General features: G+C 71.8%; 22 protein-coding genes. 3 read left to right on the top strand and 19 right to left on the bottom strand.

Annotation, left to right across the window (positions count from 1 at the left end; genetic code table 11):
* Nucleotides 1–120: 120 nt before the first annotated feature.
* The 19 genes from OG943_RS47055 to OG943_RS46965 form a co-directional block, all read right to left on the bottom strand.
* Nucleotides 121–975: an FAD binding domain-containing protein gene (locus OG943_RS47055; protein ID WP_328607353.1), complete on the bottom strand. Its 855-nt coding sequence runs from the start codon at nucleotides 973–975 to the stop codon at nucleotides 121–123.
* Nucleotides 972–3,410, bottom strand: coding sequence for a xanthine dehydrogenase family protein molybdopterin-binding subunit (locus OG943_RS47050; RefSeq protein ID WP_328607352.1), 2,439 nt, complete (start codon nucleotides 3,408–3,410; stop codon nucleotides 972–974). The genes OG943_RS47055 and OG943_RS47050 overlap by 4 nt, the downstream gene beginning before the upstream one ends.
* On the bottom strand, nucleotides 3,407–3,925 hold the full coding sequence (locus OG943_RS47045; RefSeq protein WP_328607351.1) for a (2Fe-2S)-binding protein: 519 nt from the start codon (nucleotides 3,923–3,925) through the stop codon (nucleotides 3,407–3,409). Before OG943_RS47045 ends, OG943_RS47050 begins: the two co-directional genes overlap by 4 nt.
* Before the next feature lie 368 nt (nucleotides 3,926–4,293).
* The gene (locus tag OG943_RS47040; RefSeq protein ID WP_328607350.1) at nucleotides 4,294–5,406 is read right to left on the bottom strand and encodes an XdhC/CoxI family protein; all 1,113 of its coding nucleotides are present in this window, start codon (nucleotides 5,404–5,406) and stop codon (nucleotides 4,294–4,296) included.
* Nucleotides 5,399–6,514, bottom strand: coding sequence for a vWA domain-containing protein (locus OG943_RS47035; RefSeq protein WP_328607349.1), 1,116 nt, complete (start codon nucleotides 6,512–6,514; stop codon nucleotides 5,399–5,401). Before OG943_RS47035 ends, OG943_RS47040 begins: the two co-directional genes overlap by 8 nt.
* Before the next feature lie 377 nt (nucleotides 6,515–6,891).
* Nucleotides 6,892–7,803, bottom strand: a complete 912-nt coding sequence (locus OG943_RS47030; RefSeq protein WP_328607348.1) for an AAA family ATPase — start codon at nucleotides 7,801–7,803, stop codon at nucleotides 6,892–6,894.
* A gap of 266 nt (nucleotides 7,804–8,069) precedes the next feature.
* Nucleotides 8,070–8,681, bottom strand: coding sequence for a nucleotidyltransferase family protein (locus OG943_RS47025; RefSeq protein ID WP_328607347.1), 612 nt, complete (start codon nucleotides 8,679–8,681; stop codon nucleotides 8,070–8,072).
* 296 nt (nucleotides 8,682–8,977) lie between these two features.
* Nucleotides 8,978–9,784 carry an IclR family transcriptional regulator domain-containing protein gene (locus tag OG943_RS47020; protein ID WP_328607346.1) on the bottom strand — a complete coding sequence of 269 codons (807 nt, stop codon included), beginning with the start codon at nucleotides 9,782–9,784 and terminating at the stop codon, nucleotides 8,978–8,980.
* Nucleotides 9,785–9,794: 10 nt separating this feature from the next.
* Nucleotides 9,795–10,199 (bottom strand): 4-carboxymuconolactone decarboxylase, encoded by a 405-nt coding sequence (gene pcaC / locus OG943_RS47015; protein WP_328607345.1) that lies wholly within the window; start codon nucleotides 10,197–10,199, stop codon nucleotides 9,795–9,797.
* Complete coding sequence (gene pcaD / locus OG943_RS47010) at nucleotides 10,196–10,975, bottom strand: 3-oxoadipate enol-lactonase (RefSeq protein ID WP_328607344.1); 780 nt, start codon at nucleotides 10,973–10,975, stop codon at nucleotides 10,196–10,198. Before pcaD ends, pcaC begins: the two co-directional genes overlap by 4 nt.
* 23 nt (nucleotides 10,976–10,998) lie before the next feature.
* Entirely contained in the window at nucleotides 10,999–11,553 is a 555-nt protein-coding gene (pcaG, locus tag OG943_RS47005; protein ID WP_328607343.1) for a protocatechuate 3,4-dioxygenase subunit alpha, read from the bottom strand.
* The gene (gene pcaH, locus OG943_RS47000; RefSeq protein ID WP_328607342.1) at nucleotides 11,553–12,287 is read right to left on the bottom strand and encodes a protocatechuate 3,4-dioxygenase subunit beta; all 735 of its coding nucleotides are present in this window, start codon (nucleotides 12,285–12,287) and stop codon (nucleotides 11,553–11,555) included. Before pcaH ends, pcaG begins: the two co-directional genes overlap by 1 nt.
* 18 nt (nucleotides 12,288–12,305) lie before the next feature.
* Nucleotides 12,306–13,487 (bottom strand): thiolase family protein, encoded by a 1,182-nt coding sequence (locus OG943_RS46995; RefSeq protein ID WP_328607341.1) that lies wholly within the window; start codon nucleotides 13,485–13,487, stop codon nucleotides 12,306–12,308.
* Nucleotides 13,484–14,239: a CoA-transferase subunit beta gene (locus tag OG943_RS46990; protein WP_328607340.1), complete on the bottom strand. Its 756-nt coding sequence runs from the start codon at nucleotides 14,237–14,239 to the stop codon at nucleotides 13,484–13,486. The genes OG943_RS46995 and OG943_RS46990 overlap by 4 nt, the downstream gene beginning before the upstream one ends.
* Nucleotides 14,236–15,045, bottom strand: a complete 810-nt coding sequence (locus tag OG943_RS46985; protein ID WP_328607339.1) for a CoA transferase subunit A — start codon at nucleotides 15,043–15,045, stop codon at nucleotides 14,236–14,238. Before OG943_RS46985 ends, OG943_RS46990 begins: the two co-directional genes overlap by 4 nt.
* A 194-nt stretch (nucleotides 15,046–15,239) precedes the next feature.
* Nucleotides 15,240–16,121, bottom strand: a complete 882-nt coding sequence (locus OG943_RS46980; protein WP_328607338.1) for a carbohydrate ABC transporter permease — start codon at nucleotides 16,119–16,121, stop codon at nucleotides 15,240–15,242.
* 1 nt (nucleotide 16,122) lies between these two features.
* Nucleotides 16,123–17,097, bottom strand: coding sequence for a carbohydrate ABC transporter permease (locus OG943_RS46975; protein WP_328607337.1), 975 nt, complete (start codon nucleotides 17,095–17,097; stop codon nucleotides 16,123–16,125).
* Between the two features lies 1 nt (nucleotide 17,098).
* Entirely contained in the window at nucleotides 17,099–18,385 is a 1,287-nt protein-coding gene (locus OG943_RS46970; RefSeq protein WP_328607336.1) for an ABC transporter substrate-binding protein, read from the bottom strand.
* Between the two features lie 11 nt (nucleotides 18,386–18,396).
* The gene (locus OG943_RS46965; protein ID WP_328607335.1) at nucleotides 18,397–19,596 is read right to left on the bottom strand and encodes an ROK family protein; all 1,200 of its coding nucleotides are present in this window, start codon (nucleotides 19,594–19,596) and stop codon (nucleotides 18,397–18,399) included.
* Nucleotides 19,597–19,672: 76 nt separating this feature from the next.
* Here OG943_RS46965 and OG943_RS46960 point away from each other — a divergent pair, with 76 nt between their 5' ends.
* The 3 genes from OG943_RS46960 to OG943_RS46950 are packed head-to-tail and all read left to right on the top strand — an operon-like array spanning nucleotide 19,673 to nucleotide 23,882.
* The gene (locus OG943_RS46960) at nucleotides 19,673–21,778 is read left to right on the top strand and encodes an alpha-galactosidase (RefSeq protein WP_328607334.1); all 2,106 of its coding nucleotides are present in this window, start codon (nucleotides 19,673–19,675) and stop codon (nucleotides 21,776–21,778) included.
* A gap of 23 nt (nucleotides 21,779–21,801) precedes the next feature.
* A complete protein-coding gene (locus OG943_RS46955; RefSeq protein ID WP_328607333.1) occupies nucleotides 21,802–22,758 on the top strand; it encodes a 2-hydroxyacid dehydrogenase in 957 nt (318 codons plus the stop codon).
* Nucleotides 22,755–23,882 (top strand): glycerate kinase, encoded by a 1,128-nt coding sequence (locus OG943_RS46950; protein ID WP_328607332.1) that lies wholly within the window; start codon nucleotides 22,755–22,757, stop codon nucleotides 23,880–23,882. Before OG943_RS46955 ends, OG943_RS46950 begins: the two co-directional genes overlap by 4 nt.
* Nucleotides 23,883–24,015 lie beyond the last annotated feature (133 nt).

The following is a 24,015-nucleotide window of genomic DNA, read 5'->3' as shown; positions in this document are numbered from 1 at the left end:
GCGCATCAACCACCACGGCCGGCACCCGGCCCTCAGCCGCCACCAGCGGCAGCCAGAGCCCGGCCCTTCAGCCACCACCCCAGCACCACGCTCACCACCCGCCCCTCAACCACCCACCGCTCAACCACCCACCGCGGCAGTCAGCGCCCGTCCCGTCAGCACCCGGGCGAGGTGCTGCCGGTACTCGACGTCGGAGTTGCCGTCCGCGGCCGGGTTGGTGCCGTCCGCGGCGTGGGCCGCCGCGGCTCGGATGGTGTCGGCGGTGGCGGCGGCGCCGAGCAGGGCCCGCTCGACGCCACTCGCGCGCACCGGGGTCGAGCCCATGTTCGTCAGCGCGACCCTGGCCTCCTCGATCACCCCGCCCTCGGTGCGGACGGTGGCCGCGACCGCGACCATCGACCACGCCTGCGCCACCCGGTTGAACTTCTCGTAGTGCGCCCGCCAGCCGGTGTGCTTCGGCACGCGGACCGCCACGAGCAGCTCGTCCGGCGCGAGCGCGGTGGTGAAGTAGTCCTGGAAGAACTCCGCCGCGCCGACGGTCCGCCGCCCGCCCGGGCCCGCGAGCACCAGCTCGCAGTCCAGCGCGAGCACCGGTGCGAGCAGGTCCCCCGCCGGGTCGGCGTGCGCGATGGCGCCGCCGAAGGTGCCGCGGTGGCGTACCTGCGGATCGGCGACGGTGTCGGTGGCCGCCTTGATCAGCGCGGCGTGCTCGGCGACCAGCGCGTCTCGCTGCACGTCGTAGTGCGTGGTCATCGCGCCGATCGCGAGCGCGTCGCCGTCCTCGCGGACGCCGCGCAGCTCCGCCACCTTCCCGAGGTCGACGAGCGTGGTCGGCGAGGCCAGCCGCATCCGCAGCACCGGCAGCAGGCTCTGCCCGCCGGCCAGCACCTTGGCGTCCTCGCCCGCGTCCGCGAGCGCCCGCACCGCTTCATCCACTGTGGACGGAGCCACGTACTCGAACGGGGCGGGGATCACTGGGCACCTCCGGAGGCGTCGATCGAACCGAGGCCGCCGCCGGCCTGATTGCCGGTGCCGCCGGCGTCGGTCGTCCCGTGCTGGATCGCGTGCCACACGCGCATCGGGGTCAGGGGCATCTCGATCTCGTCGACGCCGAGGTGGCGCACCGCGTCGATCACGGCGTTCACCACCGCCGGCGTCGAGGCGATCGTGCCGGCCTCGCCGACTCCCTTGGCGCCCAACGGGTTCGTGGTCGACGGCGTTTCGGTGCGGGCGGTGGTGAACGACGGCAGGTCGGCGGCCGAGGGCAGCAGGTAGTCGGCGAAGGTGCCGGTGGTGAGCGTGCCGCTCTCGTCGTGCACGGCCTCCTCGAACAACGCCTGCGCGATGCCCTGCGCGAGCCCGCCGTGCACCTGCCCCTCCACGATCAGCGGGTTCACCACCACGCCGACGTCGTCCACGCAGACGTACGAGCGCAGCTTGACCCGGCCGGTCTCGGTGTCCACCTCGGCCGCGCACAGGTGCGTGCCGTGCGGGTAGGAGAAGTTCTCCGGGTCGAACGTGGCGTCGGAGTCCAGCGAGGGCTCGACCCCGTCGGGCAGGTCGTGCGCGGAGAACACGGAGAACGCGACGTCCTGGATGGTCGTCGACGAGCCCGTGCCCTTCACGGTGAACTTGCCGCCGGCGAACTCGAGGTCGTCCTCCGAGCATTCCAGCATGTGCGCGGCGATCGGCTTGGCCTTGGCGACCACCTTCTCCGCGGCCTTGACCACGGCGATGCCGCCGACCACCAGCGAACGCGAGCCGTAGGTGTCCATGCCCTTGTGCGAGGACTGCGTGTCGCCGTGCAGCACCTCGACGTCCTCGAACGGCACGCCCAGCTGGTCGGCGACGATCTGGCTCCACGCCGTCTCGTGCCCCTGGCCGTGCGCCGAAGCGCCGGTGGTCACCTCGATCTTGCCGGTGGGCAGCACCCGCATCGACGCGTACTCCCAGCCTCCCGCCGCGTAGTCCAGCGCGCCGAGCACCCTCGACGGCGCCAGGCCGCACATTTCGGTGAACGTCGAGATGCCGATGCCCAGCTGGACCGGGTCGTTCGTTTCGCGCCGCGAAGCCTGCTCGCGGCGCAGTCCGTCGTAATCGAACAGTTCCTTGGCTTTGGCCGTGGCGGCCTCGTAGTTGCCCGAGTCGTAGGTCAGGCCCGCCACCGTGGTGTAAGGGAATTCCTCGTGCTTGATCCAGTTCTTCTCGCGCAGCTCCAGCGGGTCCAGGCCCAGCTCGTCGGCGAGTTCGTCCATGATCCGCTCGATCGCGAACGTCGCCTCCGGCCGCCCGGCGCCGCGGTAGGCGTCGGTGAGCGTGGTCGTGGTGAACACGTTGGTGCAGGCGAAGTGGTACGCCGGGATCTTGTAGATGGCGTTGAACATGAACGCGCCGAGGATCGGCACCCCCGGCCCGACCAGGCCGTTGTACGCGCCGAGGCCGGCGAGCAGCTCGACCTTCAGCCCGGTGACGGTGCCGTCGGCGTTCGCGGCGATGGTGATGTCCTGGATCTGGTCCCGGCCGTGGTGCGCGGCGACCATCGTCTCGGACCGGGATTCGTTCCACTTCACCGGTTTCCCGAGCTTCCGGGCGATGATCAGCGTCATCATCTCCTCGGGCAGCACACCGATCTTGCCGCCGAAGCCGCCGCCGACGTCGGGGGCGATCACGCGCAGCTTGTGCTCCGGGATGCCCAGCGTCAGGGCCGACATCACCCGCAGGATGTGCGGCACCTGCGTGGCGGCCCACATGGTGATCTGCGCGGTGGTCGGGTCGACCACACACGCGCGTGGCTCCATGAACGCCGGCACCAGCCGCTGCTGGCGGAACCGGCGCTTGAGCACGATCTCGGACGAGGCCAGCGCTTCCTCCACGCCCGTGCCGGTGCCGGCCTCGGCGGAGTCGAAGACCCAGAGCGCGTTCTTGTTGGTGCCCAGCTCCTCGTGCACGAGCGGCGAACCCTCGGCGAGCGCGGCCTCCATATCGAGGATCACGGGCAGTTCGTCGTACTCGACATCGATCTTCTCGAGCGCGTCGTGCGCCTCCGCCGAGGTGCGCGCGACAACCACGGCGACGCCCTCACCGGCGAAGTTCACCTGGTCGGCGGCGAGCACGGGACGGCGCGGGGCCTTCATGTCCGGCGTGATCGGCCACGCGCAAGGCATGCCGATGGCGCTCTCGGGGTCGAGGTCGCGGCCGGTGTAAACGGCGATGACACCCGGCTCGCCCTTGGCCGCGGCCGTGTCGATGGAGACGATCTTCGCGTGCGCCAGCGGACTCCGGAGCACGGCGAGGTGGAGCATCCCGGGCAGCACGATGTTGTCCGTCCAGCGGGTGCGGCCGGTGATCAGCCGCTCGTCTTCCTTGCGGAGACGGGACTTTCCGATCTCGGGCTCGATCGTGGCGGTCATCCTTCACCACCCACGCCGACCTGGTCGATCCGCTCGGCCTCGGGCCCGGCGCCCGGGGCCATCTGCCGCGCGGCGTCTTGCACGGCGCGCACGATGTTCTGGTAGCCGGTGCAGCGGCAGAGGTTGCCCTCGAGTCCTTCGCGCACGGCTTTCTCGTCCGGATCGGGATTGTCGGCCAGCAGGTCGATGGACTGCATGATCATGCCGGGGGTGCAGAACCCGCACTGCAGCGCGTGGTTGTCGTGGAACGCCTGCTGCACGGGGTGGAGCCGGCCGTCGCGGGACAGCCCTTCGACGGTGGTGACCTCGCGCCCGTCGGCCTGGACGGCGAGCACGGAGCAGGACTTCACGCTGTGCCCGTCGAGGTGGACGGTGCAGGCGCCGCAGTTGCTGGTGTCGCAGCCGACGACGGTGCCCACTTTCCCGACCCGCTCCCGCAGGTGGTGCACGAGCAGGGTGCGCGGCTCCACGTCATCGGTGTACTCGGTGCCGTCGACGGTGACGGTGATGCGCATCAAAGGCCTCCAAGAGCGGATGCCCGCCTGGCCCGGCCGGGCGGCGGGCCGGTTCGGGAACGGCCAAGGCGCGACGTGATCGGCCTCACAGCCGACCTTGCTACTCCCTTCGCCCGCGAACAAGCCCCGAGGTCGCCCGTTCGCGGGACAGTTCCGCATCTGCACGGGAAATCCGGACGGGCCGCCGTAGGTGCGGACTTAGCGTCCGGATGATTTTTCCGCCCAGCGGCAAAAAAACCCGGTTCCCTCCCGGGTGGACAGACCTTCCCGAGATGGGCACGCCGTTAAGGACTCCTTCACCGCGTTGGACGCGGGTAAGGAGGCCTTGACGGCGTGATCAGTTGCAGGTGAGGATCAGTGGTGGCGGCTCAGTTGTGGATGCGTCCCGACAAGGCGGCCAGACGGCGTCCGGTGCCGCTCCAGCGCAGCGCGATGATCTCCGCCGCGATGGAAACCGCAGTCTCCTCCGGGGTCCGGGCGCCGAGGTCGAGGCCGATCGGCGAGGACAGGCGCTCCAGCGACACCTCGCTGATGCCCGCTTCGCGAAGGCGCGCGAAGCGGTCGTCGTGGGTCTTGCGGGAGCCCATGGCGCCGACGTAACCGACGTCCAGGCCCAGCGCGACCTCCAGCAGCGGCACGTCGAACTTGGGGTCGTGCGTGAGGACCGTGATGGCCGTGCGGGCGTCGATGCGCCCGGCCTCGGCCTCCGTCTTGAGGTAGCGGTGCGGCCAGTCGACGACAACCTCGTGCGCGTCCGGGAAACGGCTGCTCGTGGCGAACACCGGCCGCGCGTCGCACACCGTGACCTGGTAGCCCAGGTAGGCGCCCATGCGCGCCATCGCCGCGGCGAAGTCGATCGCGCCGAAGACGAGCAGGCGGGGCGGCGGCTCGAACGAGTTGACGAACACGGCCATGCCCTCGCCGCGGCGCTGGCCGTCCGGGCCGTAGTGCAGGGTCGCGGTGCGGCCGGTGGCGAGCAGGCCGCGCGCGTCGTCGGCCACGGCGTCGTCCATGCGCGACGAGCCGAGCGTGCCGGCCACGCGGTCCGGCCACACGATCATGCGCTCGCCCACCAGGCCGTGGCGCTCGTGCTCGATGACCGTGACGACGGCGACCGGCTCCCCGGATCGCACCGACGCCACGACCTCGGGCAGCTCCGGCATCGAGTCGCGGTCCACGTGCTCCACGTAGATGTCGATGATCCCGCCGCAGGTCAGGCCCACCGCGAACGCGTCGTTGTCGCTCACGCCGTAACGCTGCAGCACCGGCTTCCGCTCGGCGACGACCTCCTGGGCCAGCTCGTACACCGCACCCTCGACGCAGCCGCCGGACACGCTGCCCGCCACCGTCCCGTCGGCGGCCACCACCATCGCCGCACCGGGCTCACGCGGCGCGGACGAGAACGTGGCCACCACCGTGCCGAGCCCGACCGTCTCCCCCGCCGACCAGCGGCGGTACACGTCGTCCAGTACGTCACGCATCGGCTATCTCCCCGAGCAGTCGTTCCAAGGTCGCCAGGCTGTGCCCGGCCAGTAACCGGTCGATGTGGGGCAAGGCGGCCACGATGCCGGACTGGACCGGAGCGTACCCCTCCCGCCCCGCGTGCGGATTCACCCAGAATACGGCGTGCGCGAGCCGGCGCAGCCTCGCGAGCTGGTCCCCGAGCAGGCTCGGGTCGCCGCGCTCCCACCCGTCGGAGAACACCGTGACCACGGCGCGGCGGGCGAATCCGCGCTGGCCCCAGCGGTCGAGGAACACGCGCAGCGTCTCGCCGAGGCGGGTGCCGCCGGCGAAGTCCGGCACCGCCGTGCCCGCCGCGAGCATGGCTCGTTCCGGGTCGCGCTGACGCAGCTGCCGGGACACGCGCGTCATCCGCGTGCCGAGCGTGAACACCTCGACGCCGGCCGGGTTCGCGCGCGTGAGCACGTGCGCGAAGCGCAGCAACGCGTCGGCGTAGGGGCTCATCGAACCGGACACGTCGATGAGTAACACCACCCGGCGCGCCCGTGTTCCCCGGCGGCCGCGGACCAGCCGGACAGGCTCACCGCCGGCGGCGAGCATCGCGCGCAACGTGCGTGACGGATCGAGCCGCCCGTGGTGCGCCGGCGTGCGCCGGGCCGATTTCCGTTGCGGCAGCACGGGATGCAGAGTGGCGAGCAGTTCGCGCAGGTGCTCGCGCTCGGCCGTGGTCAGCTCGGCGAGGTCGCGGTGGCGCAGAACCTCGTGGTCGCTGGCGGCGACGCGCAGGCTGTCGGCGCTCTCGCCACCCTCGGTTTCGCCGCCGCTCGACGCGATGAGGGGCGCGATACGCGCGCGTCTCTCCGCCTGGTTCGCGGCCCGGCCCCGCGGCGTCGGCTCCACCTCGAACCAGCGGGCGAAGGCCTCCTCGTAACGCGGCAGGTCGTCGGGATCGGAGCACAGTGTCAGCCGCCCGGCCCAGTACAGCTGGGTCGGCGCGGCGATGTCCACCTCGGCGACGGCCGCGAGGTACGCCTGCACCCGCCGTGCGTCGCAGGCCACCCCGGCTTCGCGCAGGGCCGCCGCGAACCCGGTGAAACCCACGAGCGGGTCGGCGGTTTCGGTGTCCATCTGCCCATTGTGCGCCGGATCCGGGCTGAAACGGTCCGCGCCGCCGCCCCCTCCCCCGGGACGACGGCGCGGACCGCGGCTCAACGCAGCGACCGACCCAAGGTAGCGGGGGGTGGGCGCGTCGAGCCTGCGGGAAAAAGAACCTGGTGATCGTAAGGGGAAACGCGGTCAGATCAGCGGTCAGCCGGGAAGACCGCGCGCTCCCGGCGATCGGGGTTCGTGGACACGGTCTTCCTCCTCTCGAGCGGATTTCTCACTGTGACAGGACCAAGCATGACCGGCCGTGCTCGGTGGGTCAACGCAATTAACTCCGGACTCCCGGTGGCGCCGGAAAGTCCTTGGCGCGCAACGGTTTTGCGAGGATGCGCGTGGCTCGGTCAGGCGAACAAAGCGTCCAGCTTCGCGCGGACGCGGTCGAGGTCTTCGCTGTACTTCAGGACGGCGCCGAGCGTGCGCGCCGCCGTCGCCGCGTCCAGCTCGTCGCGCCCCAAGGCGAGCAGGGCCCTCGCCCAGTCGAGCGATTCCGCCGTTCCCGGTGGTTTCAACAACTCCATCGCCCGGAGCCGGTGCACCGCCTCGGCGACCTGCTGGGCCATGGCCTCGCTGACGCCGGGGATCCGACGGCGCAGGATCCGCACCTCGCGGGGCAGGTCCGGGTGCTCCAGCCAGTGGTAGAGGCAGCGGCGCTTGAGGGCGTCGTGCACCTCGCGAGTGCGGTTGGACGTCAGGACGACCAGGGGCGGCACCTCGGCGCGGATCTCGCCGTACTCCGGGATCGTGACGGTGTACTCGTCGAGGAGCTGGAGGAGGAAGGCCTCGAACTCGTCGTCGGCGCGGTCGATCTCGTCGATCAGCAGGACGCACGGGGCGGCGGTCAGGGCCCGCAGCAGGGGCCGGGCCAGCAGGAACCGCTCGGTGTAGAGCGAGCGCTCGGCCGTCTCGGCATCGAGCCGGCCCCCTTCGGCGGCTTCCAGCGCGCGCAGGTGCAGCAGCTGGCGCGGAAAGTCCCACTCATACAACGCCTGCGCGGCGTCGATGCCTTCATGGCACTGCAGGCGCACCAGCGGCAGGTCGAGCGCGCTCGCCAGCGCCAACGCCAGCGACGTCTTGCCGGTGCCCGGCTCGCCCTCGCAGAACAACGGCCGGTGCAGCCGCATCGCCAGGAACCCAGCCGTCGCCAGCCCCTCGTCGGCGAGGTAGCCGACGGCGTCGAGCGCCACCGCGAGGTCTTCCGGGGACTCCGTCACAGTGCCGATGGTAGGGCGCTGGGGCTTGGATGCGCTGATCATCGGTCGGTCGGTCGGTCGGGTGGGTGGGTGGGTGGTCGGTCGGTCGGCCGGTCGGCCGGGTGGGTGGGTGGGTGGTCGGTCGGGTGGCCGGGGGTGGCTGGGTGGGTAGATGGGTAGGTGGCCGGGTGGGTCTCGACGGCGGTCAGCTCTCCGCGGGCCTCGACGGCAGTCAGCTTTCCGTGGCCTCGACGGTGGTCGGCTCTCTGCGGGCCTCGGCGGGGGTCGACGGGCGGGCCGCCGCTCAAGTCGGAGCGATGGTCGATCTCCTAGCCGTCGCCCAGGTCGGCGCGATGGTCGACATCCCGGCCGCTGCCCAGGTCGGCGCACTCGACGAGGCGCAGGTCGGCGCGGGTGGCCAGCCAGTCGCGGGCGCCGCGGTCCCCGCTGGCGGAACCGGCGATCTCGGCCCACCACCGGCGGCCCAGCAGGACCGGGTGGCCGGGGACCCCGTCGTAGGCGGCGCGCGCGACAACGTCCTCGGTCGCGCCGGCGGCCACCCGCGCGATCACGTCGGCGCCCACCCACGGGAGGTCGACCAGGTGCACCAGGGCGGCTTCGGGCCCGTCGACGTCGGCGAGCGCGGTGAGGCCAGCCCGCAGCGAGGCGCCCATGCCGCTCTCCCAGCCCTCGGCGTAGACGGCGAGCTCGGGATCAGGCAGCAACGCCCGGACTTCCCCGGCCGCCGCACCGACGACCACCCGAACCGGCCCACACCCCGCCTCGATAAGCGTGCGCAGCGCCCGGCGGACCAACGGCTCACCGTCCAGCTCGGCCAGCGCCTTCGGCCCACCGAACCGCCGTCCGGCCCCCGCCGCCAGCAGCAGACCGGCGACTCGCGGCCCCGGCACGCCGAGCCCGGCGATTTGCGGTTCAGCCACAGTGGCCCCAGCGACTTGCGGCCCAGGCCCCGGCGGCCCCGATGACCCGCGACCCGGACACGGTGGCACGAGGGACTCGCGGCCCAGGCGCGCCGAGCCCGGTGACTCGCGGTTCAGACGCAGCGACTCCAGCGACTCGCGGCCCAGGCCCGGTGACACCAGGGACTAGCGGCCCTGCTGTGGCGGACCCGGCGACTTGCGGCTCAGCCGCAGCGACTCCAGCGACTCGCGGCCCCGGCGCGGCGACCCCAGCGACCCGCGGCCCAGGCCCGGGCGCAGGCGCGGCGGCGGCACCGTCAGCCACGGGCGGCCTTGGTCGGGCTCGCGGCGGCGAGGTCGTTCGAAATGGCTGCCGCCGTTGCCAGTAGTGGGGGGACCAGTTCGGTGCGGACGGCCTCCGCTGTGGTGCGGCTGGCGTGGGTGGACAGGTTCACCGCGGCTACGACCCGGCCGTCGCCGCCGTGGATGGGGGCGGCTACTGAGCGGAGGCCCTCCTCCAGTTCCTGGTCCACCATCGCCCAGCCCTGCTCGGAGACGCGCGCCAGCTCGGCCTTCAGCAGGCCGCGGTCGGTCAGGGTGTGGTCGGTCAGACGGTCTAGGTCCGCGACGATGAAGTAGGCCTCCAGCTCCGCCCGGCTCATGTCCGCGAGCAGCACGTGCCCCATCGATGTGGCGTACGCCGGGAAACGCGTGCCCACGTTGATGCTCACGGTCATGATCCGCGACACCGCGACGCGCGCGATGTACACGATGTCCGGGACTTCCAGCACCGACACCGAACTGGACTCCCGCACCTCCGCCGAAAGCCGCTCCAGGTGCGGCTGCGCCACTTCCGACAACGACATGCTCGACAGGTACGCGTAACCCAGCTCCAGCACCCGCGCGGTGAGCGTGAAGTACTTGCCGTCCGTGCGGACGTAGCCGAGGTCGACGAGGGTGAGCAGGAACCGCCGCGCGGCTGCCCGGGTCAGGCCCGTGACCCGCGCGACCTCGCTGAGCGTGGGGTGCGGCGCCTCCGCGCTGAAGGCCCTGATCACCGCCAGCCCGCGCTCCAGCGACTGCACGTGGTGTGCGCCGCGCTCGGCCGGTTCGCCCTCGTCCATGGCGGGAACCCTATCCGCCGGCCGGTGGCTGGGCCGTCGGCTCACCCAGTTCGGCCAGGGTGCGCTGGGCGATCGCGATGGCCGTGTTCGCCGCCGGCACACCCGCGTAAACGCCGGTGTGCAGCAGCACCTCGCCGATCTCGTCCGCGGTCAGTCCGTTGCGGACGGCCGCGCGGACGTGCATCGCCAGCTCGTCGTGGCAGTGCAGCGCGGTGAGCGCCGCCAGCGTGATGCAGCTGCGCGTGCGCCGGTCCAGGCCTTCGCGCGTCCACGCCGAGCCCCACGCGGCCTCGGTGATGTACTCCTGGAACGGGCGGCTGAACTCCGTGGTGCGCGCGACGGCCCAGTCGACGTGCTCGTCGCCCAGCACTTCGCGGCGCACCTTCATGCCCGCCTCGTAACGCTCGCCGGTCACTTGGCCTCCGTGATGTGCTCCAGGATCAGCCGGGTGAACTCCGCAGGCTGCTCGTAACTGCCCAGGTGCGCCGCCGACGCGACCACCTCGAACCGCGCGCCCGGCACCCCCTCGGCGATGAGCCGGCCGTGCGGCTCCGGCGGGGTCGCGGGGTCTTCGGCCCCGGAGACGACCAGCGTCGGCGCGCTGATCTTCGGCAGCCCGGCGAGCAGGTCCATCCGCTCGATGACGCCGCAGCAGGCCGCGTAACCCTCGCTCGGGGTGGCCGCGATCATGCCGCGCAGGAACTCGGCTTCGTCCGGGTGCGCCTGCGCGTACGCGGGCGTGAGCCACCGCCCGACGGCCGCCTCGGCGATGGAGCCGGTGCCCTCCGCACGGACCTTCGCCGCCCGGTCCACCCACATCTCGGGCGGCCCCAGCTTCGCCGACGTGCAGCACAACGTCAGGCTCGCGACCCGCTCCGGCGCGTGGATACCCGCCCACATGCCGGTCATCCCGCCGAGCGAGAGGCCGACCACGTGCGCGCGCTCCGCGCCGACGTCGTCCAGCAACGCCAGCAGGTCCGCGCCCAGGTCGTCCAGTTCGTACGGCCCCGGCGGTACCGGCGACGCACCGTGGCCGCGTGTGTCGTACCGGACCACCCGGAATCCCCGCGCCACAAGGGGAGCCACCTGCGGCGCCCACACCCGGTAGTCGCTGCCGACGGAGTTGCCGAACACCACCACCGGACCGTCGACGGGGCCTTCGAGCACCCGGTGCACCCGGACCGCAGACACGTCATAACCTCCATTGTGGACACTCAAACCGCGAAAAAGACTGTCTCGCCTTCGCCCTGCAGCCGCACGTCGAACCGGTAGCCGGCTTCGGTCTTGGCCGCGACCAGCGTGGCACGCCGCTCCGCCGGCACGCTCGCCAGCACCGCGTCGCCCGAGTTGTCCTGGTCCTCGAAGTAGATACGCGTGACCACACGGTTCAGCATGCCGCGCGCGAACACCGAGACGTCGATGTGCCGCGCCTGGTCACCACCGTGCCCGGACGGCAGGATTCCCGGCAGCAGCGTGAAGATCCGGTACTCGCCGTGCTCGTCGGTCGGGCAGCGGCCGAAGCCGCGGAACCCGGACCCGCCGCGACCGCGCGGGTCGTCCGGATGGTCGAACCGGCCTTCCGGATCGGCCTGCCAGGTCTCGATCAGCGCGTCCGGCACCGGTGCGCCCTCACCGTCGAACACGGTGCCGCGGATCCACACCGCGCCTGCCGTGCCCTCCGGCACGACCAACGGCCCGTCCTCCCACGGCAGCCCGATCGTCAGGTACGGCCCGACGGTCTGCGACGGTGTGGTCCCCAACCGGCCCATTAGTCCTCGTCCTCCTCGTCCTCGAACACCGACTGCTCGCGCCCGCGGACCACGATGTCGAACTGGAAGGCCAGCGCCCACTGCTCCTCGGTGCGCTCGAGGTCGAAGCGCGAGATCATGCGCTGCCGGGCCTTCTCGTCCGGGATGGAGTTGAAGATCGGGTCCTGGCCGAACAGCGGGTCGTCCGGGAAGTACATCTGGGTGACCAGCCGCTGCGTGAACGCGGCGCCGAACACCGAGAAGTGGATGTGCGCGGGCCGCCACGCGTTGTCGTGGTTCTTCCACGGGTACGCGCCCGGTTTGATGGTGGTGAACTCGTACCGCCCGTCGCCGTCGGTCAGCGCGCGGCCGAGCCCGTCGAAGTTCGGGTCGAGCGGTGACGGCCAGCGGTCGCCGGTGTGCCGGTAGCGCCCGCCCGCGTTGGCCTGCCAGATCTCGACGAGCGAGTCGCGGATCGGCCGGCCGCCGCCGTCGAGCAGCCGGCCGGTGACGATGATCCGCTGTCCCTGCGGCTCGCCGGAGTGCTGGCGGGTGAGGTCGTTGTCGTGCTCGCCGAGACGGCCGGGGCCGAGCAGCGGGCCGGTCACCTCGGTGAGCATCTGCGGCAGCAGCACCAGCGGCTGCTTCGGGTGGCGCAGCTTGGTGGAGCGGTAGCCCGCGAAGTCCATCGGCGCGTGCGTGTCCTCGGGGTCCTGCCGGTAGCGCGGCAGGCGGAGCCCGGTCGGTGTGGCCACGTTTCCTCCCTGGTCGGTCTACTGGCGCTCGAGGACTACGGCGAGGCCCTGGCCCACGCCGATGCAGATCGCGGCCAGGCCCCACCGGCCGCCGGTGCGGCGGAGCTGGTGCGCGAGCGTGCCGATGATCCGGCCGCCCGACGCGCCGAGCGGGTGACCGATCGCGATGGCGCCGCCGTTGACGTTCACGATCTCCGGGTCGAGCTTTGACCACTCCTTGAGGCAGGCCAGCGACTGCGCGGCGAACGCCTCGTTCAGCTCCACCGCGGCGAGGTCGCCCCAGTCGATGCCGGCTCGGGCCAAAGCGATCTCGGCGGCCCGCACCGGGCCGATGCCGAACACGTCCGGGTCGACGCCCGCGGCCCCACGCCCGGCGATCCGTGCCAGTGGCGCCCGGCCGAGCCGCTCAGCCGTGGCCTCGTCACCGAGCAGCAACGCCGACGCGCCGTCGTTGAGCGGCGACGCGTTGCCCGCCGTGACGGTGCCGTTTTCCTTACGGAACACCGTCTTCAGCTTCGCGAGCTTCGCCACGGTGGAATCGGGCCGGATGCCCTCGTCCCGGGTCAGCTCGACCCCGGCCACAGGCACCACGTGGTCGTCGTAGAAGCCCTCGTCCCACGCGCGCACCGCGTTCGCGTGGCTGCGCGCGGCGAAGGCGTCCTGCTCCTCGCGGCTGATGCCGTAGCGCTCGGCGAGCAGCTCGGTGGACTCGCCGAGGGAGACGGTCCACTGCGACGGCATCGCCGGGTTGACCATCCGCCAGCCGAGCGCGGTGTTGTACAACGTCTGGTTGCCGGCCGGGAAAGCCTTGTCCGGCTTGGGCATCACCAGCGGCGAGCGGCTCATCGACTCGACCCCGCCCGCGACGACCAGCGACGCGTCACCGACCTGGATCGCCCGGCTCGCCTGCATGGTCGCCTCGACCCCGGAGCCGCACAGCCGGTTCACCGTGGCGCCGGGGACCGACGTCGGCCAGCCCGCGAGCAGGGCGGCCATGCGGGCCACGTTGCGGTTGTCCTCGCCGGCGCCGTTGGCGTCGCCGAGCACCACTTCGTCCACAGTGGACGGGTCGAGCCCGTTGCGCTCGCCCAGCGCGCGCAGCACGCCCGCGGCGAGGTCGTCGGGACGCACTCCGGACAGGGCGCCGCCGTAGCGCCCGAAGGGGGTGCGGATCGCGTCGAGTACGTATGCGTCGCTCATTCGCCGGCCTTCTTCAGTTCGCGGAGCAGGGTCAGTTCGTGCTCGGTGGGCGCGGGGGTGGTCTTGAGGTCCGCGGCCACCTTCAGTGTCCACCCGGTCGAGGAGACGGCCTGCTCGAGCCGCACCCCCGGGTGCAGCTCGGTGAGGGTCAGCTCGGCGGTCTCCGGATCGGGCCGCAACAGGCCCAGGTCGGTGACGACCAGGGTGGGGCCCGCGCCGCGCAGGCCGAGCCGCTCGCGGTCGCCTTTGCCGCTGCCGTGCCCGAAGGACGTCACGAAGTCGACCTTCTCCACGAACGCGCGGGGGTTCTGCCGCAGCACCACGAACACCTCCCGGCAGGACGCCGCGATCTCCGGCGCGCCGCCCGCGCCGGGCAGGCGGACCTTCGGGTCGTGGTAGTCGGAGCCGATCACCGTGGTGTTGATGTTGCCGAACTTGTCCAGCTGCGCGGCGCTGAGGAAGCCGACGTCGATCCGGCCCGGCTGCAGCCAGTAGTTGAACACCTCGGGCACGCTTACCACCGCGTCGGCCGTGTCGGCCAGCTCGCCGTCACCGATCGACAGCGGCAGCCGCGAGGGCTTGGCGCCGAGGCAGCCGGACTCGTAGATCAGCGTGAGGTTCGGCGCGTGCGTGCGGCGCGCGAGGTTGGCCGCGGTGCTGGGCAGGCCGATGCCCACGAAGCACGACATGCCCTCGCCGAGCGCCCGCGCGGCGGCGACGCTCATCATCTCGTCGGCGGTGTAGTCACTCACGCCTTGACCCCCCTCAGGTCGCTCAGCCACTTCGTGAACTCCTCGCGGTCACGGCCGATCTCGTCCCAGGCCTGGTAAGCGGCGTTGTCCCGCTCGTAGTAGCCCGCGGCGTACGAGGGCTTCGCGCCGCCGGGCACCTCGGCGACGGCGGTGACGGCCCAGGTGGGCAGCACCACCGCGCCCGGCCGGGGCGCCAGCTCGTCGACGACCTCCTCGACGGTGACCAGCGAGCGCTTCGCCGCCAGCACCGCCTCCTTCTGGACGCCCGCGATCCCCCACAGCTGGACGTTTCCGGCTCGGTCGGCGCGCTGCGCGTGGACGATCGTGACGTCCGGGTTCAGCGCGGGCACAGCGGTCAGCTGCTCACCGGTGAACGGGCAGGTGATCGGCTTGATCGTGTCCGTCTGCGCGGCCAGGTCGGTGCCGGTGTACCCGCGCAGCACGGCGAACGGCAGCCCGGACGCGCCCGCGACGTAACGGTTGGCCATGCCCGCGTGGCTGTGCTCCTCGATCTCCAGCGGCACCGGCCAGGAGTGCTGCACGGCATCGCGGAACCGGTGCAGCGAGCCGACTCCGGGGTTGCCGCCCCAGGAGAAGATCAGCTTGCTCGCGCAGCCGGCGCCGATCAGCTGGTCGTAGACGATGTCCGGGGTCATCCGCACGAGGGTCAGCCCCCGGCGGCCCTGCCGGATGATCTCGTGCCCGGCCGCGACCGGGATGAGGTGCGTGAAGCCCTCGAGCGCGACGGTGTCCCCGTCGTGCACCAGCTCGGCGACCGCCTCGCCGAGCGACAGCACCCTTGCCATCGAGTCCCCTCATCCTTGCCGTGGCCGAACGTTCGCAATGTTGTTCGCATTGCGCACATCCGTTCTTGATGAGAACATAGCACGACAAGACCGGGACAGGCGAGTGTCCGATCGAGTGGAGAGCAGGAGGGAGCCGCGTGAAACAGAAGCCTCGGAACAGTGGAACAGAAGCGGTGGCCGTCACCGGCCGGGGGCTACTCCTTCAGGCCGCTGGCCGCGATCCCGCGGACGATGAACCGTTGCGCCACCAGGAACATCGCGACCAACGGCGCGATCGTCACCAGCGCGCCGGCGAACAGGGCGGGCAGGTTGATCGTCTGGGCGGTGAGGAAGGTGGACAGCGCGATCTGGGCCGTCCACGACGACGGGTCCTGCCCGATCACCAGCGGCCACAGGAACGAGTTCCAGCTCTCGATGAACATCAGCGCGCCCAGCGAAGCGAGCATGCTGCCCGAGTTGGGCAGCACCAGCCTGCGGTAGACGCCGAGGTAACCCAGGCCGTCCAGCCGGCCCGCCTCCTCGATCTCCGCCGGGAAGCGCAGGTAGAAGTTGCGGAACAGGATCACCGTGAACGCGCTGAACAGGTTCGGCGCGATGATGCCCCAGGTCGTGTTCACCCCGCCCATGGCGCCGACCACGACGAACGTCGGCACGAACGTCACCGACTGCGGGATCATCAGCGTCACCAGCACGTACGTGAACACCGCGCGGCGGCCGGGCACGTCGATCCGCGCCAGCGCGTAGCCCGCCATCGAGCCGAACATCGTGCCGACCGGGGCGGTGATCACGGCGATCACCAGCGAGTTCAGCAGCGCGTGGCCCATCGGCACGGACGGGTCCGCGAACAGGTCGTGGAAGTTGACCCAGGACAGCGGGTCCGGCAGCCACGACCAGTCCGGCGACGACACCTGCGGGCGGGTCATCAGCGCGTTGCGCACCATGATGTAGAACGGCATCAGGAAGACCAGCACCAGCAGGCCGGCCAGCGCGTACTTCGGCGCCCGGCCCCAGCCCCGCCGGCCGGGACGAACGGGCCGGGCGGGAGCCGGGGGCGCTTCGGGGGTGAGCACGGCCATGTCAGTCCTTCTTCCCGAAGCCCACGAACTTCCCTTGCAGCAACGTGATCACCACGATGATCACGGTCAGCAGGAACGCGCCCGCGGAGCCGACGCCGTAGTTCTGGTCGCCCAGTGCCGAGTCGTAGAGGTACACCAGCGGCGGCTTCACCGGTGCCGTCGCCGTGCCCGAAAGCCCGGTGCCGAACAGGTTGTAGAACTCGTCGAACGCCTGGAACGCGCCGATCAGGATGAGCAGCAGCACGGCCACGGACGTGTTCCGCAGCTGCGGCAGCGTGATGTAGCGGAAGGCCTGCCACTTCGTGGTGCCGTCCAGCTCACCCGCCTCGTACAGCGACGGCGAAATCGCCTGCAGCCCCGCGAGGAACAGGATCATGTACAGCCCGACCTGCAGCCACAGCCGCAGCGTCACCACCGCGATCCAGTACACCGGCGGGCTCGTCTCCGACAGCCACGGCACCGGGTCCGCGCCGAACAGCCCGCCGATCACGTTCGCGACGCCCGACGGGAGGCCGTTGAACAGCGCCATCTTCCACACCAGCGCGGCGACCACGTACGACACCGCGCCCGGGATCAGGAACACCGTGCGGAAGAACGCCCGGCCGCGGCGGATGCCGTTGACGAGCATCGCCAGCCCGAGCGACGCGACGAACGTGACCGGCACGATGAACACCGTGAACAGCGCGATGACCACCAGCGAGTCGCGGAAGGCGGAGTCGCCGAGCAGGAACGCGTAGTTGTCGAAGCCGATCCAGTGGCCGATCGAGATCGTGCCGCGCGCGTCGTTGAACGACAGCAGGAAGCTCCACGCGATCGCCACGTACTTGAACACGCCGAGCCCGATCACCACCGGCGCCGTGAGCACCGTGAACGCGCCGACCGCGCGCCAGTCCACCTTGCGGCGACGCCGTTTCACCGGTGCCGCCGACGCGCGGGGCCGGGGCGGCACCGTCGCCGGCGGAGACGAGACGGCCATGTCAGGCCAGCTGCTTGTCGACTTCGGCCTGAGCCTTCTGCTGCGCGTCGCCGAGTTCGGCGGCGGGGTCGGCCTGGCCGTTGGCGATCTTCGTGGCGGCCTGCAGGAACAGCGTCGCGGACGCCTTGTTCCACAGGCCCGCGTAGGACAGGCCGTTCTGCTGGGAGATCGTGACGGCGTCCTTGGCCGGGCCGCTGGAGAACTCCGTGGTCTGGGCCGCGACCTCCTTGCGCGCAGGGATGTGGAAGCCGTACTTGACGGACCAGTCCTTCTGCAGGTCGGCCTGCTGGATCCACAGCCAGTTCACGAACTTCTTGGCGGCGTCGACGTTCTTGCTCTTCGCGTTGACCAGCTGGTACCAGCCGCCGACGCGCGCGACCTGGCGGCCGGCGTCGCCGAACTTCGGCCACGGGACCACGCCGAAGTCGTCCCCGACCGCCTTCTTGATGTCCGGCAACGACCACAGGCCGCCCCACTGCATCGCGGTCGCCTTGTCGGAGAAGGCACCCGGGTCGGACCAGTCCGTCGGATAGCCCTGCAGCAGGCCGCCGGTGTCGTGCAGCTGCTTGAGCCCGGCGATCGCGGCGACGCCCGCGGGGCTGGCGAAGGTGACCTTTTTGCCGGTGCTGTCGAAGAAGTCGGCGCCGGAGGACCACAGCAGCAGCGTGGCGGCCTCGCCGACGCCGTCCGTGCCGACGTAGAGCCCCTTCTGGTTGCCCTGGGTCAGCTTCCTCGTCACGTCGAGCAGCTCGGCGAACGTCCGGGGCGGCTGCACCCCCGCGGCCTGAAGCACGCTCTTGCGGTAGTACAGCATCATCACGTCGTCGATCGTCTTGACGCCGTAGATCTTTCCCTCGACGGTCGCGGTGTCCAGCGCGGCCTTCGAGAAGTCGCCCTTCACCGGGTCGACGATGTCGTCGAGCGGCGCGAGGAGCCCGTTCTTCACGTTCTGGTAGCGGAAGTCGCCGATCTCGAACAGGTCGGGCGCGTCCGCGGTGAGCATGGCGGAGTTGAGCTTGGTCTCGTAGTCACCGGCGATCCAGCTGACCTTGATCGCGATGTCCGGGTTGGCCTTGGTGAACTCCTGCGCGTAGCGCTGCACCGCCTGCTGCGTGCCCGATTCGCCGTACGCGTGGTACCACTGGTTGAGGGTGACCTTGGCCCCGCCCGCGGCACCGGCGTTCTTGTTCAGCGGGTCGGAGGTGCAGGCCGCCAGAGCGGCTCCCCCGGCGAACAGCACCGAGCCGACGAGAAAGTTCCGGCGGGACAGTGATGGGGATGGGGCCATGTCACTTCTCCTCACAAGCGGTCGGACACGAAAAGACTCTGAACGGCGACAGCGGCGGCGCCCCGTGCCCATTCCTCGAACGGCAGTGGCCGGATGACCAGGCCGCACCGCGCGGCACTGCCGAAGGCCTGCTCCGCGAACGTGCGGCGGATCTGGTCCTCGAACAGGTCGTAAGCGGCCACGCCCTCCCCCGAGACGACGATCCGCTCGGGGCCGAAAAGGTTGGCCAGCGCGCCGAGGCCGAGGCCGATGGCGTGGCCCGCAGTGGCGAAGACGCGGCGCAACGGCTCGTCCCCGGCCCGCGCCCGCGCGACGGCCTCGTCCATGGTCAGCGCCGGGTCGCCGGCGGCCCGGCGCGCGCTCGCGACGATCGCCTCGGTGGAGGCGATCGCTTCCACACAGCCCGTGCCGCCGCAATGGCACGGCGGGCTGTCCGGTCCCATGGCGGAGACCGGCACGTGCCCGATCTCGCCGGCCACCCCGTGCGCGCCGCCGACGAGCCGGCCGTCGAGGACCAGCGCGCTGCCGATCCCGGTGCCGACGGTGACGAGCGCGAACGACGAGGCGCCGACGCCTTCGCCGAACCACTGCTCGGCCACGGTGAGCGCCTTGACGTCGTTCTCCAGCGTGGTGGCGAGGCCGGTGGCGTCCTCGAGCAGCTCGGCCAGCGGCACGTCGTGCCAGCCCAGGAAGGGTGAGTAGCGGACCAGGCCCGAGTCGCGGTCGACGTCGCCGGAGACGGCGACGCCGAGGCAGTAGGCCCGGTCGCGGAAGTTCGTGGCGCCGTCCGGCGCGCGGCTGGCGAGCAGCTCGTCGACCAGGTCGGTGAGCGCGCGGACGACGTGCGGCACGTCGTGGCCGGTCAGCGCGTGGTGCCGGGCGACGCGGATCTGCGCCCGCAGGTCGGTGACCACGCCGATCAGGTCGTCGCCGGTGATCTTGACGCCGATGAAGTACTCGCGGTCCGGGCGGATGGCCAGCGGGCTGGCGGGACGGCCCGCGCCTGGCGCCGTGCGGCCGGCCGAGGCCAGCTCCTCCAGGTAGCCGGCCTCGATGAACGGCCGCGCGGCCTTGGTGACCGCGGCCGAGGAGAGACCCGTGCGGCGGGCGACGTCGACCCGGCTGACCGGGCCCTGCGTCAGCACCGTGGTGAAGACGGTGGCCGCGGCGGGACTCGTGATCGGCGCCCTTGCCGGTGCACTGCGTGGCATGCGCGGAACCGTACGGGGGATAAATTAACTTCGTCAAGAATTTATTTTTCAGCTGATCATCCCTACGCTCACCGGCATGTCGTCCGTGGAATTCGATGCCGGTCACCGGCTGTGGCTGCTCCGCACCCCGAACAGCGCGTACGCGTTCCGCCTCGACGAGGCCGACCGGCCGAGGCACGTGCACTGGGGCCCGCCGCTGACGCTGGAGCAGGCCGCCGGGATCCCGCCGCGGCCCAGCCCGACGGACTCGAGTTTCGACGAGCCCGGCGACGAGCGGCTGGAGCTGCCCGCGGACGGCGGCGCGTTCTTCGGCGTCGCGGGCCTGAGCGTGCGCTTCGCCGACGGCACGCAGGCGCTGGAGTGGACGTACGCGGGTCACGACGTCGAGGACGGCGAGCTGGCCGTCCGGCTGCGCGACCGGCACTACCCGCTGGAAGCCGAGCTGCGGTACCGCGGGCACGAGGACGTCATCGAACGCCGGCTTCGCTTGCGCCACACCGGAAACGACGATCCGATCACCTTGCTGCGCACGGACTCGGCGGCGTGGACGATGCCGCACCGCGCCGGGGCCCGGCTCTCGCACACGACCGGCTCGTGGAGCGCGGAATCGGGGCTGCTGCGGGAAAACCTACCCGTCGGGGAGACCACGCTGACCAGCCGACGCGGGGTTTCCAGTCACCAGGCGAGCCCGTGGCTGATGCTCGACGACGGCACCGCCACGGAAGCGAGCGGCGAGGTCTGGAGCACCGCGCTCGCGTGGAGCGGCAGCTGGCGGATCACCGTCGAGCGCTCGCACACCGGGCGCGTCACGTGGACCGGCGGCTTCGGCCACGAAGGCGTGCAGTGGCGGCTGAACCCGGGCGAGACCTGGGAAACGCCGGTGTTCGCCGGGCTCTACGCCGCCGACGGCTTCGGCGGGACCAGCCGCCGCTGGCACTCCTACGTCCGCGCGCACGTCCAGCCGCAGGCCGGCGAGCTGCGCCCGATCGTCTACAACTCCTGGGAGGCGACGGGCTGGGACGTCGACGAAGCGGGCCAGCTGAAGCTCGCCGCGGTCGCCGCGGAGGTCGGCGCGGAGCTGTTCGTGATGGACGACGGCTGGTTCGGCGCGCGCACCGGCGACAGCGCGGGACTCGGCGACTGGACGGTGAACCGGCAGCGCTTCCCGGACGGGCTCGGCCCGCTCGCGGCCGAGGTGCACCGCTTGGGCCTGGGGTTCGGCCTGTGGGTCGAGCCCGAGATGGTCAACCCGGACAGCGACCTCTACCGCGAGCACCCGGACTGGGTGCTGAACATGGCGCACCGCGAACGCACGACGCTGCGCAACCAGCTGGTGCTCGACTTCGGCCGGCCGGAGGTGGCCGAGTGGGCCTACCAGTGGCTGCACCGGCTGGTCGGCGAGCACGGCGTCGACTACCTGAAGTGGGACATGAACCGCGCGTTCACCGAGGCCGGACGGCCCGGCGACGACGATCCGGGACGGCTGTGGGTGGACCACGTCCGCGCCGTCTACAACGTGCTCGACCGGCTGCGCGCCGAGCATCCGGCGTTGCGGATCCAGGCCTGTTCGGGCGGCGGCGGGCGGGCGGACCTGGGCATCCTCGCGCGCACCGACGAGGTCTGGGCGTCGGACAACACCGACGCCGCCGACCGCGTCACCATCCAGCACGGCTACAGCCAGCTGCTGCCCGCGGGCACGATGGCGGCCTGGGTGACCGACAGCCCGAACCCGCTCACCGGACGGGAGGCGCCGCTGGAGTTCCGGTTCCACGTCGCGATGGCCGGGGTGCTCGGCCTCGGCGGTGACCTGACCCGGTGGAGCGCCGGCGAACTGCAGACGGCGACCGAGTTCGTGGCTCTGTACAAGGAGATCCGGCCCGTCGTGCAGCACGGTGACGCGTACCGGCTGGCGGATCCGGCGGCGTCGCCGCTCATCGGCGTGCAGTACGTGCTGGGTGACGACGTCGTGGTGCTGTTCCTGCGCCGGCCGCACGATTACGGGCGCCCGGTCGTCACGCCGGTGCTCACCGGGCTCGACCCGGACGCGCGGTTCCGCGATGTGGATACCGGCGAGGTCCACGACGGCGCGGTACTGCTGAACCACGGCCTGGGCCTGGGCTTCACCGGCAGCGGCTACGCGAGCCGGCTGATCCGGCTGCGCCGCGAACCTCGCTCCCGGTGAGGACCGCCCACTAGGCTGCCCCCATGCCCGCTCGCCCGACCATCGCCGTCACCCGCTGGATCCCGGACGAGGCGCTTAAGGTGCTCGCCGAAGCGGGCGACGTGAAGCTGTCCGACGCCGACCGGCCGCTGACGCCCGAAGAGCTGCGGGAGTTCGTGGCGGGCGCTTCGGCGGTGGTTTCGATGCTGCACGACCGGATCGACGGGTCAGTGGCCGAAGCCGCGGGGCCGGGGCTGAAGGTCGTCGCGAACGTCGCGGTGGGTTATGACAACGTCGACGTGGCCGCGCTGGCCGCCCGCGGCGTCACCGTCACCAACACCCCGGGTGTGCTCACCGACGCGACGGCGGACCTGGCGTTCGGCCTGCTGCTGGCCGTCACGCGGCGGCTCGGTGAAGGCGAGCGGCTGGTCCGCGCGCGCACGCCGTGGTCGTTCCACCTCGGTTTCCTGCTCGGCTCGGGGCTGCAGGGCAAGACGCTCGGCATCGTCGGGCTCGGGCAGATCGGCCGCGCGGTGGCGCAGCGGGCGGCGGCGTTCGGACTGCGGACCGTCTACTCGGGACGGTCGGCGAAGCCGGACTTCGACGGCGAGTTCGTGTCGTTCGACGAGCTGCTGCGACGGTCGGACTTCGTCTCGCTGCACTGCCCGCTGACGCCGGAGACGCGCCACCTGATCGACGCCCGCGCGCTGCGCGCGATGAAACCCGGCGCCTACCTGGTGAACACCACGCGCGGCCCGGTCGTCGACGAGTCCGCGCTGGCCGACGCGCTGGAAGCGGGCGAGATCGCGGGCGCGGCGCTCGACGTGTTCGAGGCCGAGCCGGACGTCGAGCCGCGGCTGCCCGGCCGTGAGGACGTGGTGCTGACCCCGCACCTGGGGTCGGCGACCGTGGAGACCAGGACCGCGATGGCCGTGCTGGCCGCGCGGAACGTGACCTCGGTGCTCGCCGGGGACGACCCGCTGACGGAGGTACGGCCTTGACCCGTGTTGTCATCGCGCCGGACAAGTTCAAGGGCAGCCTGACCGCGGTCGAGGCGGCCGACGCCATCGCGCTGGGTGTGCGCGACGCGTTGCCGGACGCCGACATCGCCGCCTGCCCGGTCGCCGACGGCGGCGAGGGCACGCTCGAGGTGCTGGAGAACGCGGGCGGCCGGATCGTGCGGCTGTCCGTGCGGGGGCCGTTGGAGGAGCCTGTCGACGCTCGTTACGTCGTGCTCGACGGCACGGCGTACGTCGAGTCGGCGCGCGCGTGCGGCATCGAATTCGTGACGCCGACGCCGGAAACCGCGCTCGCCGCGCACACCTGGGGCGTCGGCGAACTGCTGGCCGACGCGCTGGTGCACGGTGCCCGACGGCTCGTGCTGACCGTCGGCGGCACCGCGAGCACCGACGGCGGCGCGGGCATGCTGGCGGCGCTCGGCGCGGGGGTCCTGGACGCGTTCGACTCCCCCATCGGGCTGGGCGGCGGGACGCTTTCCCGCGTCGCGAAGGCGGAGCTGGGCCCGGCGCTCGAACGGCTGGGGACGGTGCCGGTGTCCGTCGCCACGGACGTGACGAACCCGCTGCTCGGCCCGGACGGGGCCGCGGCGGTGTTCGGGCCGCAGAAGGGCGCCGGACCTGGTGAGGTCGCCGCGCTGGACGCCGCGCTCGGACGCTGGGCGGAAGCACTGGCGAACGCGGGCGCGCCCGACGTCTCGAACCTGCCGGGCGCGGGCGCCGGCGGTGGCATCGCGGCGGGCGCCATCGCGGGGCTGGGCGGGTCCGTGGAGTCGGGCTTCGACCTGATCGCCGAGCTGACCGGCGTGGACACCGCGCTGATCGGCGCGGACCTGGTGATCACCGGCGAGGGCTCGCTGGACGAGCAGAGCCTGGCCGGCAAGGCCCCCGCGGGGATCGCGGCCAGGGCCCGCCGCGCGGCCGTGCCGCTGATGGTGCTGGCCGGGCGCATCCAGCTGGACGCCGACCGGCTGTCCGGGCTGGGCGTGGTGGGCAGCAGCGCCCTCATCGACCACGCGCCGTCGCTCGACCACGCCCGCTCGCACGCGGCCGAGCTGTTGCGCGCCCGCGCCGGCGAGCTGGTCCGCGAGTGGGCCGGCCGCCGCTGAATCTCCAGCAGCTGTGCTGGTAGCGATGTGCTGGTGCCGCTCTGTTTGATGCCGATGCGCTGATGCCGGGGCGGGGTCTGCCCGTTTGTCCCTGATCTGGCGAAGGTCGGCCGCACCGGCGATAACCTGCCGG

Origin of the sequence: Amycolatopsis sp. NBC_00345, assembly GCF_036116635.1 — a bacterium.
Classification (GTDB): domain Bacteria; phylum Actinomycetota; class Actinomycetes; order Mycobacteriales; family Pseudonocardiaceae; genus Amycolatopsis.
This window is presented reverse-complemented; position numbering and strand designations above follow the sequence as displayed.